Origin of the sequence: Robertkochia marina (genome assembly GCF_004799345.1) — a bacterium.
Lineage (GTDB): Bacteria > Bacteroidota > Bacteroidia > Flavobacteriales > Flavobacteriaceae > Robertkochia > Robertkochia marina.
The window spans coordinates 777,464-789,945 of the sequence record NZ_SSMC01000001.1; the positions used below are offsets into that span (position 1 = coordinate 777,464).

General features: G+C 44.8%; 9 protein-coding genes. 7 read left to right on the top strand and 2 right to left on the bottom strand.

Features of this window, described 5'->3' with window-relative positions; all coding sequences use genetic code 11:
* Positions 1-124: 124 nt before the first annotated feature.
* On the top strand, positions 125-3,364 hold the full coding sequence (locus E7Z59_RS03100; protein WP_136334817.1) for a S41 family peptidase: 3,240 nt from the start codon (positions 125-127) through the stop codon (positions 3,362-3,364).
* A gap of 277 nt (positions 3,365-3,641) precedes the next feature.
* Here E7Z59_RS03100 and E7Z59_RS03105 read toward each other — a convergent pair whose 3' ends face one another.
* Entirely contained in the window at positions 3,642-4,778 is a 1,137-nt protein-coding gene (locus tag E7Z59_RS03105; RefSeq protein WP_136334818.1) for a DNA polymerase III subunit, read from the bottom strand.
* 168 nt (positions 4,779-4,946) lie between these two features.
* Between E7Z59_RS03105 and E7Z59_RS03110 the strand changes: the two genes are divergently transcribed.
* From E7Z59_RS03110 to E7Z59_RS03120, 3 genes are all read left to right on the top strand, one after another.
* Positions 4,947-6,137 carry a phosphoglycerate kinase gene (locus E7Z59_RS03110; protein WP_136334819.1) on the top strand — a complete coding sequence of 397 codons (1,191 nt, stop codon included), beginning with the start codon at positions 4,947-4,949 and terminating at the stop codon, positions 6,135-6,137.
* Between the two features lie 131 nt (positions 6,138-6,268).
* Positions 6,269-7,642, top strand: a complete 1,374-nt coding sequence (locus E7Z59_RS03115) for a lytic transglycosylase domain-containing protein (RefSeq protein WP_136334820.1) — start codon at positions 6,269-6,271, stop codon at positions 7,640-7,642.
* A 161-nt stretch (positions 7,643-7,803) separates the two neighbouring features.
* A complete protein-coding gene (locus E7Z59_RS03120; RefSeq protein ID WP_136334821.1) occupies positions 7,804-8,802 on the top strand; it encodes a DUF4837 family protein in 999 nt (332 codons plus the stop codon).
* Positions 8,803-8,868: 66 nt separating this feature from the next.
* Here E7Z59_RS03120 and E7Z59_RS03125 read toward each other — a convergent pair whose 3' ends face one another.
* The gene (locus E7Z59_RS03125) at positions 8,869-9,054 is read right to left on the bottom strand and encodes a Sec-independent protein translocase subunit TatA/TatB (protein WP_136334822.1); all 186 of its coding nucleotides are present in this window, start codon (positions 9,052-9,054) and stop codon (positions 8,869-8,871) included.
* Positions 9,055-9,171: 117 nt separating this feature from the next.
* Here E7Z59_RS03125 and E7Z59_RS03130 point away from each other — a divergent pair, with 117 nt between their 5' ends.
* From E7Z59_RS03130 to cysQ, 3 genes are read left to right on the top strand one after another with little or no spacing between them, the layout of a single operon-like run.
* Positions 9,172-10,041: a M23 family metallopeptidase gene (locus E7Z59_RS03130; RefSeq protein ID WP_136334823.1), complete on the top strand. Its 870-nt coding sequence runs from the start codon at positions 9,172-9,174 to the stop codon at positions 10,039-10,041.
* Between the two features lies 1 nt (position 10,042).
* On the top strand, positions 10,043-11,539 hold the full coding sequence (locus E7Z59_RS03135) for a GH3 auxin-responsive promoter family protein (protein WP_136334824.1): 1,497 nt from the start codon (positions 10,043-10,045) through the stop codon (positions 11,537-11,539).
* Between the two features lie 22 nt (positions 11,540-11,561).
* The gene (cysQ, locus tag E7Z59_RS03140; protein WP_136334825.1) at positions 11,562-12,395 is read left to right on the top strand and encodes a 3'(2'),5'-bisphosphate nucleotidase CysQ; all 834 of its coding nucleotides are present in this window, start codon (positions 11,562-11,564) and stop codon (positions 12,393-12,395) included.
* The last annotated feature ends 87 nt before the right edge of the window (positions 12,396-12,482 follow it).

Here is a 12,482-nt window from a genome sequence, read left to right on the forward strand (position 1 = left end):
AATGTTTTTATATATTTATGCACCCAACTTATTTAAGCCCTGATAACTGCCACATTACTAACTACCCTGCTATTTTCAAGTCCGCATTTAGATCAAAATTTAATTACTCTTAATAAAACTGTTTATGAGACTCTTCTTTGTATTAGGGCTATTTCTGGCTACTGCCTGCCAGGTGATGGCTCAGGAACAACCCAATTGGATGCGTTATCAAAGTATTTCACCCGATGGAAAAACTATTGCTTTTACCTATAAAGGTGATCTGTATACCATTCCGGTAACCGGAGGTGAGGCCAAACAAATTACGTTTCATGAGGCCCACGATTTTATGGCTGTCTGGAGTCCGGACAGCAAACAGATAGCCTTTGCTTCTGATCGTTACGGAAATTTTGATGTGTTTGTAATGCCGGCCATGGGGGGTGAAGCCAGGCGTTTAACCTACCACTCGAATCCGGAAAAGCCATTTGCCTTTAGCCATGATGGCAGCCGGGTTATTTTTGGAGGATTGCGTCAGGATGCTGTCAATCACAGGCAATTCCCAACATCCTCCCAACCTGAGCTTTATTCCGTGCCGGTGTCTGTCGGAAGGGTAGATCAGCTGTTTACCATTCCTGCAGAATATGTGCAGGTGAGTCCTGATGGGAAAACCATGTTGTATCACGATAAGAAAGGCGGGGAGAACGAGTTTCGTAAACATCACACCTCATCGATTACCCGTGATATTTGGTCATACAATACAGAAACCAAAGCCCATAAAATGCTTACCAGTCATGATGCCGAGGATAGGCAGCCGGTATTCATTAATAACAAGGAGTTTTATTTTCTAAGTGAACGCAGTGGCACCTTCAACGTGTGGAAGGCATCTGTTGAAGATGCTGAAAATCCTGTGCAAATTACCTCTTTCGCAGATCATCCCGTTCGTTTTCTGAGTTATGCAAATGAGACCCTTTCGTTTGGTTACGACGGTGAAATGTATACTATGAAGGCCGGAGCAGAACCCATGAAATTACCGGTGTCGATCAGAACGCAGTCTGCCCATAATAATGACAAGTTTATCACCATCAATGGAGGGGTCAGTGAGATGGCCGTGCACCCGAATGGTAAAGAAATTGCTTTTATAGCAAGGGGTGAGGTGTTTGTCACCTCTGTCGACGGTTCGTTGACTAAGCGAATTACTACTACCCCAGAGCAGGAGCGCTTTGTTACCTTCTCTGCTGACGGTAAGTCGGTGGTCTATTCGAGTGAAAGAAACGGTAAATGGACTGTATATGAATCTCATAAATTGCGTAAAGAAGAGCCTTTTTTCTTTGCGGCTACTCTAATTGAGGAGCAACCAATGATTGAGAGTGAGGTAGATAATTACCTGCCTCGTTTTTCTCCTGACAGTACCAAGGTGGCTTTTATTGCGAACCGAAGAAATTTAGTAGTACGCAACCTGAAGACAGGATCAGAGAACATACTATTTAAGGCAGACGAGATGATTCATATGCGTGACGGAGATAAATATTATCGCTGGAGTCCTGATAGCAAGTGGTTGCTGGTAGGATGGAGAAAATCGCTGAATAATTCTGAAGTGATTTTGATCTCGGCAGACGGTGAAAAAAGGGAAAATCTGACCCGAAGCGGATTTTATGATGCGAGTCCGAAATGGGTTAATGATGGAAAGCAAATGATCTGGTTCAGCAACCGAAATGGGTTAAAAAGTTATGCCACCAGTGGCCGTACCGAGATGGATGCTTATGCCATGTTCTTTGAACAGGAAGCATATGATAAATTCATGATGAGTAAGGAAGACTATGACCTGAAAAAGGCCATTGAGGAATCTCAAGAGGAGGCGAAAGCGAACGAAAAGAAAAACGGAAAGAATAAGGATAAGAAGGAGAAGGAGCCAAAGACAGAAGCATTGACCTTTGATTGGGAGGAGATGCGGGAACGTAAAGTACGTTTAACGATCCATTCTTCAAATTTAGGCGATGCTGTGTTGTCAAAAGACGGAGAGAAATTGTATTACCTGGCTGCCTTTGAAAAGGGGCAAAACCTTTGGGTAACCAATCTTCGAACGCAAGAAACAAAAATGGCCCTGTCTTTAGACGCTAAAAGGGGCAGCCTTACCTGGGATGCGAAAAAAGAGAATCTTTATCTTCTGAGTGATGGACGTATTTCCAAGATCGACCCCGATGAGGGTAAAAAGAAGGATGTCACCATTAAAGGAGAGATGACCTATGATGAAGAGGCTGAATTTGCTCATATGTTTGATCATGTATGGATTCGTACCAAAAACATCTTTTATGAACCAACCTTTCATGGGGTAAATTGGGAGTTGCTGCGTACGGAGTACGAAAAGTACCTGCCTTCAATAGGCAATGGCCACGAGTTTTCAGAGTTAGTTTCTGAGATGGTTGGTGAATTGAATGTTTCACACGCCGGAAGTCGGTATCCCGGGCGAGAAGTGTCAAACCCGGATGAGACCGCCTCTCTGGGGATATTTATGGACTGGAATCACCAAGGGGATGGAGTAAAAATTGCCGAAGTAATCAAAGGAGGCCCACTGGATAAAGCAGCGTTGAAGGTCGAGAAAGGTATGGTGATTACTGCTATTGACGGGGAAAAGATCACACCGTCTATAGACGTGGCGATGCTTCTTAACCGCAAGGCGGATAAATTCACTCTCCTGGAGGTGACAGACCCTGCCGGTAAAACTAAGCAAGTAGTGGTTAAGCCCATTTCTTTGAATGCCGAAAGTCGATTGCTGTATAAACGCTTTGTGCGCATTAATGAGAAAGAGGTGTCGGAAAAGTCGGGTGGCCGACTGGGCTATGTCCACATTCCCGGCATGAGTGATGGTCCCTACCGTGATATGTTCGAGAAGATGATGGGTAAGTATTTTGAATCTGAAGCTGTAATTATCGATACCCGTTTTAATGGTGGAGGCGACCTGGTGGCTGATCTGGCCATGTTCTTTACGGGGGAGCCTTTTATTACCTATGCCACTGAAAGTGCTGTGGTTGGCGGAGAGCCTACTTCGCGATGGACAAAGCCTACACTGGCACTGTTCAATGAGAGCATGTATTCTGATGGTCATTGTTTCGCCAGTGGTTACACTGATCTGGAAATTGGTAAAACGGTTGGGATGCCGGTGCCGGGCACCTGTAGTTTTGCCGGATGGGAAGGGTTGCCTAATGGCTCCAGATGGGGAGTAGTGCCCGTATCTGCTAAAAATAAAGCCAACGAATGGATGGAAAATAACCAAACCGAGCCTCAAATTATTGTCAAGAATATGCCGGGCCAGATTGACCAGGGTATTGACCAACAGCTCGATCGGGCGGTAGAGGAATTATTGAAGGATTTGAATACCGGAGAAGATTAACTAACAACCTTTCAGGCTTCCCTTTCGAAGGGGGAAGGAGAATGAATCTTTTTGAGTCATTTTTATTTAAGACTTCCACCACAGAGTTAACCATATTGTAGAATTAATCCCCTCCTTCCCAAGGAGGACCGAGCGTATAGAAATGGTTCGGTGAACCATTTTAGCGAAGGGGCCTGCCGGCGGGCTGGGGAAAAGCAGGTTATGACGATCTCCCTCAAACTGAAACTCGTCCCTTTTACCAACCGTAGTTTCAACGAAGGTTGGTGAACTCATACTGCTATTCACTCTTTCTATGCAGTAATCTTGTTAGCGACAGTGACAGATCGGTAAAGATCACCTTGCTGTTCACATTGCGCTCTACCTGGTAAAGGGCCGTTTCAAGCTCCTTATGAATGTCGGTAATATTGTTTCCGTGAACAAATGGCGCAAATTTCTCCAGTTGAAAACCGGTATCGAATTCCATAAAGGCCAGTTCCTTTGCATTGTAATTGTACACCAGGGCCTGTCGGAATACTTCAATGCAGTAATGGATAAATTTCTTTTGGGTTTCCCTGCCTGTTTTTCCGACTTCATCACTCCAGGCGATCAGGTCGTTCACCACCTGCTTATTCCCTTTGGCCTTAAAGGCGGTGCGCACCCAGGTAACGAACCATTTTTCGAAAACCTCATCTTCAGAGCGGTGCTCCATGAGGTCAAAAGCCTTATTCAGGTTTCCGTCCGCACGGTGAGCCAGTTTTAAAGCTTGGGCCTGCTCCATACCTTTTGCCTGCAGGGCAGCGGCTACGGCTGCTTCTGACAGAGGCGGGAAATGGATCACCTGGCAACGGGAACGAATGGTTTGCAACAGGGCTTCCTCATCCTCAGCTAGAAGAATGAATACCGTCTTAGCCGGCGGCTCTTCAATAAGTTTAAGCAGCTTATTGGCGCAGGGAATATTCATGTTCTCTGCCATCCAGATAATGTTTACCTTATAACCGCCCTCATAAGCCTTTAACGACATATTCTTCACGATGTCTTTGGCCTCGTGAACGGAAATATTTCCCTGTTTTTTTTCGATGCCAATGCTCAAAAGCCAGTCAAAAAGATTGCCGTAAGGCTGCTCTTTTAAAAAGGCGGTCCATTCCTTGGCATAATCCTTACTGGTAGGATCTTTTTTTATTTTATCACTGGTATTTACCGGGTAGGAGAAATGCAGGTCCGGGTGAGCAAAGTTATCGAACTTCAGCTGGCAGGCGCTTGCATTGGCGCCTGCATTCCCACAGATCACGTACCTGGCATAGGCAATAGCCATAGGCAGGAGTCCACACCCCTCAGGCCCGGTAAAGAGTTGGGCGTGAGGTATTCTCCCGTGGTCTGCACTTTGTTTCAGATGGTTGATAATGTGCTCCTGACCGGTAATATCTTCGAATTGCATAAGGAAGGTTTTCAGCCGGAAAAATAACTGATATTGGGGGTATCTACAAGGATTTGATCTTTTTTTGAGCTGAGCCCTGCCTTTGTCGATGCTCACCACTAGATTATCGTAAAGCCTTCTTTCTCCTTGTGAGAAATATGTAACTTTGCGCCTTATATAAGCTCATTTATGAAGACAATAGACGATTTTAATTTTAAAGATAAAAAGGCCCTGATCAGGGTAGATTTTAACGTACCGCTGAACGACAAGTTTGCAGTAACCGATGCCACAAGGATCGAAGCAGCCAAACCAACCATTATCAAAGTGCTTGAAGATGGTGGTAGCGCTGTGCTGATGAGTCATCTTGGGCGCCCCAAAGGGCAGGTGAATGATTCTATGTCGCTGAAGCATATCGTTAATAAAGCCTCTGAGATCATTGGGGTGAAGGTAAAATTTGCAGAAGACTGTGTGGGACTTTCGGCAGTAGAGGCCGTTTCTGCCTTGCAACCCGGAGAAGTGTTGCTGTTGGAAAATCTCAGGTTTCATGCAGAAGAGGAGAAGGGCGATGAAGCTTTTGCAGAAGAATTATCAAAGTTGGGTGACATCTATGTGAATGATGCCTTCGGTACGGCCCACCGAGCCCATGCCTCGACCACTATTGTAGCACAGTTTTTCCCGGATCATAAATGTTTTGGGTACCTGCTGGCCAAGGAGATCGAATCGATTAAAAAGGTGATGGAGAGCGGTGAGAAACCTGTTACCGCCATTTTAGGTGGGGCCAAGGTATCCTCTAAGATCACCATCATAGAGAACATCCTTGACAAGGTTGATCACCTGATCATTGGTGGTGGAATGACGTATACTTTCGTAAAGGCCCAGGGAGGAAAGATCGGGGACTCAATTTGTGAGGATGACAAACAAGACCTGGCGCTAAGCATCCTTGAAAAGGCCAAGGCAAGAGGCGTACATGTACATATTCCTGTTGATGTGGTGGCAGCCGATGCTTTTGATAACAATGCAGAAACCAAGTTCTGTCCGGTAGGGGAAATTCCTGACGGATGGCAGGGTCTCGATGCCGGGCCGCAAACCCTTGAGAATTTTAAAAAGGTGATCCTTCAATCAAAGACCATCCTTTGGAACGGACCGGTTGGTGTTTTTGAAATGGAAAATTTTGCCAAAGGAACCATTGCAGTGGGTAACTATATTGACGAAGCCACCTCCAACGGTGCATTTTCACTCGTAGGTGGCGGTGATTCTGTGGCTGCCGTGAAGCAATTCGGTTTTGAAGATAAAGTAAGCTATGTTTCTACCGGGGGTGGAGCCATGCTTGAAAGCCTGGAAGGTAAAACCTTACCCGGAATAGCAGCGATCTTAAAATAAGAAAGGCTATTCTGCGTTGATAATACAAACCAACCCTTGTACCCGGTACAGGGGTTTGTTATTTAACATTAGATAACTTGTTGTTTTTAAAAAAACTACGATTTTTGCAAGCCCTAATCAGTACCGTCATCATGAGAAAAACCATTTACTTTATATTTCTGCTCTTAGGTTGTTTTACCACCGTGCTGGCTCAGGAAAATGCCAATGAAACAACGCCAGAGAATCCTAAAACAACAGAGGCAGATAGTTTAGAGATCACCGACAATATCAAAATGATAAAAGGTGATACCATTACTGCAAACGGTTTAACTAAAAAGGGAGGCCGTTATGTCTTACCCGATGATGCCTTTGCCAAAAACGTTGACAGTCTCTGGCTCGAACAGTTTTATGGTTCGGGCATGTTCGATACCATCTACAAGGATATTGAGACTATGGAATTCGAAAAGGTAGCCGATGTTGAGCTGCCTACCGATACGCTTAAAGCGCGTCTGGAGCGTCTGAACAGCAAGACACCTTTTAATATTGAGTACAATCCTATCCTGGAGAGCGTTATCAACAATTTCCTGAAGCACCGTCAGAAGCAGTTGACCCGATTGATCGCCTTAAGCAAGTACTATTTCCCGCTTTTTGAACAGGAGTTTGATCGTCATGACATTCCTTTGGAGATGAAATACCTTTCCATTGTAGAATCTGCTCTGAATCCCAGGGCGAAGTCAAGAGTAGGTGCTACCGGTCTGTGGCAATTCATGTATACCACCGGTATTTCTTACGATCTTGATGTGAGTAGTTATGTTGATGAACGCAGTGACCCGGTACGATCAACCCAGGCGGCAGCGGAGTTTTTAGAAAAACTTCACGATATGTTCGGCGATTGGGACCTGGCCCTGGCGGCCTATAACTCCGGTCCGGGTAACGTGTCAAAAGCCATCAGACGTAGTGGCGGCAGTAAGAATTACTGGAACCTCAGACCTTTTTTACCGCGGGAAACTGCAGGATATGTACCTGCCTTCCAGGCAACCCTGTATATCTTTGAATATGCCAAAGAGCACGGATTGCAGGACCTGAACCCGAAGTGGGCCTACTACCAGTCAGATACGGTACAGGTAAAGCATTTGATCACCTTTGATCATGTGGCAGAGGTACTCGATATGGATGTGGAAGAGCTGGAATTTTTTAACCCATCCTATAAACTGAATATCATACCACATATTAAGGGTAAGAACTATACCCTCAGACTCCCCATACACAAGCTGGGGCCTTTTGTAGCCAATGAGGCCTTGATCTATGAGCATGTAAAAGAGGAGCTGGCTCAAAGAGAAAAGCCGCTTCCGGAACTAGTGAAGCGAAATGCCAGCATACGATACCGTGTGAAGCGTGGCGATTATCTCGGGCGCATCGCCAAAAGGTACGGGGTTCGGGTAAGCCAGATCAAACAATGGAATGGATTAAAAGGCGATAATATCCGGGAAGGGCAGCGACTGATTATTTATCCGCGAAGGATCTAAGATTCGGTAAGAATCTAACAAATAGCAACAAGGCTTCCTTTAGCCCCGTTTTTCGGGCATGGAAGCCTTTTTTATTAAATTTGTTCCTGGTATTATTCAGAATGGAACGATATTCGCAGGGAAAGCGGATGAGAACCAAACTTTAAATTTTAATGATCACAATGAAAAAATTAGGAATACTGCTCTTTCTTGGATTAGCCCTGGGTGCCTGCCAGGATTCTGAGAAGGTGCTGCCAAAATCTGTAGGTGCTATCAACGAAATTTCCCTGGTGATCGAGAACGATCTTTGGGAAGGCGCTGTGGGCGACAGCTTAAGAAGATATTTTGCGGCGCCGGTAGATGGTTTGCCATGGGACGAACCCTTATTCACCATTCGCCAGGTAAGTCCTGAGGTATTTACCGACTTTGTTCGTACCCGCAGAAACGTGCTTATTGCCAAGGTAGATTCTACCGAATCTGCAGGGATAAAGAACGATATGTTCGCAAAACCACAACAGGTAGCTATTCTGAAGTCGACCACTGAAGAAGGGTTGATGGAGCAGGTAGCTCAATATTCTCAGCAGATCATTTCAGAGTTTAAGCAAATGGAGCTCGAAGAATCTCAGAAACGATTCAACCGGTCTCTCAACAAAGAGAAAGACCTGGAAGAACTGGGAATTTCGCTCACCATGCCGTCCATTTATAAGATGGCGAAGAAAGAAGATAACTTTTACTGGATAGAAAGGCTTATTCATAAGGGTACCATGAACATCCTGGTTTATGAAATGCCTTTAGGGTCTATTCCAAATGATTCCACCCGTGTAGAGGCCATCATAAAGATGCGCGACAGTATTGGTGAGAAATATGTGCCCGGAAGAGAAGAGGGTATGTATATGATCACAGAAAAAGCATATGCACCCTATGTTTTCGACGCAGAACTGGCAGGTCGCAAAGCTATTGAGACCAAAGGGATGTGGGAGGTGAAGAATTTCTTTATGGCCGGACCCTTCCTGAATTATATCGTAGAAGACAAGCCGAATGACAGGCTACTGGTATTGGAAGGCTTTACCTTTGCCCCCTCCACCAATAAAAGGGATTATATGTTTGAACTGGAGGCCATTATAAAGACTCTTGAATTTGCCGAAGAAGAAGGGAAGAGTGAGTTGGCCAGCAACGAATAGAATAGCTGTAACGCAATAAAAAAGCCTTCCGACATGGAAGGCTTTTTTTATGAATTCAATGATGATTTAATCATTCTTTTTTTCAGTTTCAGTACTGTCTTCTTTAGAAGCATCTTTAAATTCCTTAATACCGCTTCCAAGTCCACGCATAAGCTCGGGTATTTTCTTTCCACCGAACAACAGTAAAACCACAATTGCTATGATCAGAACCTGTTGCCAACCAATTGCAAGAAAAAATGTCAATGCCATGATATTAAAATTAAGTTCGCAACAAAGGTAAGAATTAATGTCTAAACTACTGATACTTCCTGATAAAAAGCAGATATCCCCGGGTTGATTTACGTTCGTGATGTATTATATTTGTTCGATATGGCAGAAAAGGAACAAAAAAGGAAACAACTTAAAAGGAAGCTCCTGCACAAATACAGGTTGGTGATCCTCAACGAGGACACCTTTGAAGAACGCCTTTCTTTTAAACTCAACCGGTTAAATGTATTTGTATTGGGAACCCTCTTTGCCACCTTCCTGATTGCCGGTACTATTTTGCTGATTGCCTTTACCCCGCTTAAGGAATATATACCGGGTTATTCTTCAACGGCCCTGCGTATCCAGGCAACCGACCTGGCCTTTAAGGTAGATTCACTGGAGTATAAGCTGGCGGTGAATGAAGCCTATTTTGGGGAGATACAAAAAGTATTAAAAGGAGAGATCAATACTGAAGAGCTGGACCGGGATTCACTTTTTGAAGCCTTTCGCCTTGATACCACCCAGGTTGATCTTGAACCCAGTAAACAGGATTCACTCTTACGTGAAAAGGTGGCTATGGAAGATAAATACAACCTTTTTCAAAAGGCATCCTCTAAATTAGACTATGTACTCTTTCCTCCTCTGCAAGGAAAGATCTCTCAAGCCTATAATGTTGAAGAAAAGCATTTTGCTGTAGACCTGACCGCTCCTGCCCAAACCCCGGTAAAATCTGTTGCCGACGGAACCGTTATCTTTGCAGAATGGACTACCGAAACCGGGTATGTGATCATTGTTGAACACCCCTATGGATTGCTGTCTGTATATAAACACAATGCCTCTTTAGGTAAACAGCAGGGTGACCTGGTTATCGCCGGAGAGGTCATCGCCACCATAGGAAATACAGGAGAGTTTACTACCGGGCCTCACTTGCATTTTGAACTTTGGAGTGAAGGTCAACCGGTAGATCCGTCAGATTATATAGACTTTGAATAGTATGTCGATAAAAGCAGTTGGAGCCAGGATATTTGCCCGGATCGTAAAACACCGTATTAAAAAATGGGCCTCCCGGCCTGAAGCCACCCAGGAAAAGGTTTTCAGAGAACTTATAGATCAGGCCTCAAAGACGACCTTTGGGAAGGATCACGATTTTGAAAATATACGGACCCATAAAGATTTTACAGCCCGTGTACCCATTCGCGACTACGAAGGGTTGAGGCCCTGGGTAGACCAGGTGGTGGAAGGACGAGAAGATGTACTTTGGCCCGGCAAACCGATCTATTTTGCTAAAACCTCAGGAACGACCTCCGGGGCCAAGTATATTCCTATTACCAAAGAATCGATGCCCTTTCATATAGAGGCCGCCCGGAATGCTATCCTTTGCTATATTGCCCAAACCGGGAATGCCAATTTTGTTGATGGCAAAATGATATTCCTGCAGGGGAGCCCCGTGCTGGAAGAAAAGAATGGAATTAAACTTGGAAGGCTTTCGGGTATCGTGGCCCATTACGTGCCACCGTACTTGCAAAAGAACAGGATGCCCGGTTGGGACACTAATTGCATTGAAGACTGGGAAACAAAGGTAGAAGCCATCGTAGATGAGACCCTGCCGGAAGATATGACGGTGATCAGCGGAATCCCGTCGTGGGTACAGATGTATTTTGAACGTCTTCAGCAAAGAACCGGGAAAAAGGTGGGCGAGATCTTCCCAAACTTTAATCTCTTTATTTACGGAGGGGTTAATTTTGAACCTTATCGTCAGCGATTTGAAGGCCTGATCGGGAGAAAGGTAGACAGTATTGAGCTGTTTCCTGCCAGTGAAGGATTTTTTGCTTACCAGGATTCTCAAAAAGATCCGGGTATGCTGCTCCTGCTTAACAGTGGGATCTTTTACGAATTTATCAGAGCTGATGAATTCTTTGATGAGAACCCGCAGCGTCTTACCGTAGGGCAGGTAGAGAAAAATGTGAATTATGTGATGATCATTTCCACCAATGCCGGTCTCTGGGGGTATAATCTGGGTGATACGGTACAATTTGTTTCCACCGATCCTTACCGAGTGATCGTTTCCGGAAGAATAAAACATTTTATCTCTGCATTTGGAGAGCATGTTATTGCCAAGGAGGTAGAACAGGCTATGAAGGTGGTATCTGCAGAGCTGGAAGTTAAGGTGAGAGAGTTTTCAGTAGCCCCACAACTAAACGTTGAAGATGGGGTATTGCCCTACCATGAATGGCTGATTGAGTTTGAAGATATTCCGCAAAACCTGGACCTAATGGCTAAACGCCTGGATGAAGAGATGCAAAAGCAGAACTCGTATTACTTTGACCTGATAGCAGGTAAGGTGCTTCAACCATTAAAGGTAACCCCTGTACGCCATGATGGTTTTAACGGATTTATGAAAAAGATGGGAAAACTGGGCGGACAGAATAAGGTGCAGCGGTTGGCAAATGATCGCAAAGTGGCCGATGGACTCTCCGAATTTTTAGCCTGAGACAGGATCAAATATTCAAAACATGAAATGGCTTGACGGTGCTTTTTCTAACCATGTAAAAACGGCCTTAAAGGCGGCGGTTGAGGCCGGTAAGGTTATTATGGAGGTTTATGGAGGGCAGCTTGAAACCGAACTGAAAGCCGATGATTCTCCGGTAACCCTGGCCGACAGAAGGGCACATGACATCATTTCAAAAACCCTTCAAACCACCGGGATTCCCGTGATCAGTGAGGAAATGAATCTCCCCGACCATGAGATTCGAAAAAAATGGCAGCGGTATTGGCTGGTAGATCCACTTGATGGTACCAAGGAATTCATTGATAAGGGGGTTGATTTTACCGTAAATATTGCCCTTATGGAAGAACACCAGCCCGTACTTGGTATTTTGTTACTTCCGTGTTCAAAAGAAATATATCTCGGTGATAAACTTCAGCAAAAGGGTTGGAAGACTACCCTTGATCGTTTGGAATGGGCTGATCTGCATGAAACATCCTGGCAATCTTTGCCGAAGCTTACCCCTGTAGAAGATTGTACCATTGTAGCCAGCAGATCTCATCTCAAAGGAGAGACACTTGAATTCATTGAGCAGATCAAGGAGCATTCGGAAGGGCAGGAGGTCAGGTTATTGTACCGGGGCAGTGCAGTTAAATTTTGCATGATCGCAGAAGGGAAAGCCCAGGTATATCCGCGATTTGCTCCTTGTATGGAATGGGATACAGCGGCCGGACAAGCCCTTTGTGAAGCCCTTGGAGCAATAATGGTTCGTATGGAAGACCGAAGACCCCTTGACTATTCAAAACCTTTACTTTTAAATCCTCCTTTTTTGTTGACCGCCCCCGGAAAACAACATTTTTAGTGACTTCCTAAGGGAAGTACACCCTTGCATATCAATACCTTAACATTTTGTTTGATAAGGGTTTAAAAAGAACTCGTATTTTTGGGA

Bases quoted from the DNA above. Each gene is read 5' to 3' on its own strand.
- E7Z59_RS03100 (WP_136334817.1), top strand. From the start codon at position 125: ATGAGACTCTTCTTTGTATTAGGGCTATTTCTGGCTACTGCCTGCCAG.
- E7Z59_RS03105 (WP_136334818.1), bottom strand. From the start codon at position 4,778: ATGCAATTCGAAGATATTACCGGTCAGGAGCACATTATCAACCATCTG.
- E7Z59_RS03110 (WP_136334819.1), top strand. From the start codon at position 4,947: ATGAAGACAATAGACGATTTTAATTTTAAAGATAAAAAGGCCCTGATC.
- E7Z59_RS03115 (WP_136334820.1), top strand. From the start codon at position 6,269: ATGAGAAAAACCATTTACTTTATATTTCTGCTCTTAGGTTGTTTTACC.
- E7Z59_RS03120 (WP_136334821.1), top strand. From the start codon at position 7,804: ATGAAAAAATTAGGAATACTGCTCTTTCTTGGATTAGCCCTGGGTGCC.
- E7Z59_RS03130 (WP_136334823.1), top strand. From the start codon at position 9,172: ATGGCAGAAAAGGAACAAAAAAGGAAACAACTTAAAAGGAAGCTCCTG.
- E7Z59_RS03135 (WP_136334824.1), top strand. From the start codon at position 10,043: ATGTCGATAAAAGCAGTTGGAGCCAGGATATTTGCCCGGATCGTAAAA.
- cysQ (WP_136334825.1), top strand. From the start codon at position 11,562: ATGAAATGGCTTGACGGTGCTTTTTCTAACCATGTAAAAACGGCCTTA.